The organism is Bacillus cereus group sp. BfR-BA-01379 (assembly GCF_022663605.1).
In the GTDB taxonomy this organism is placed as follows: Bacteria; Bacillota; Bacilli; order Bacillales; family Bacillaceae_G; genus Bacillus_A; species Bacillus_A mobilis.
The window spans coordinates 1-218 of record NZ_JAKUFT010000326.1 but is presented as its reverse complement, the minus strand read 5'-3'; the positions used below and the strand labels follow the sequence as shown (position 1 = coordinate 218).

The window sequence follows — 218 nt, the reverse complement described above, 5'->3', positions numbered from 1 at the left end:
TTTATGAAAAATATGGGATTCCATTTCCAATTAATTGAACAAGAACAGAGTGCGAAAAAGGAAGAGAAAAAGAAGGAGGAAGCTAAAGAGCATAAACCTCCTGTGACAGAGAAAGCAAAAGAGAAAGTAGCGGAGAAAAAAGAAGAAACGCAAGCACTTATCTTTAGTGGGCGTCAATTATTTGAACAGATGTATAAAGATTTCTATACTGAAGCCCC

At 36.2% G+C, this 218-nt stretch carries 1 protein-coding gene; it reads left to right on the top strand.

Annotated features, from left to right (window positions below; translation table 11 throughout):
* On the top strand, positions 1-218 hold a 218-nt coding region (locus tag MR113_RS28080; protein WP_396022509.1), incomplete at both ends, for an O-antigen ligase family protein.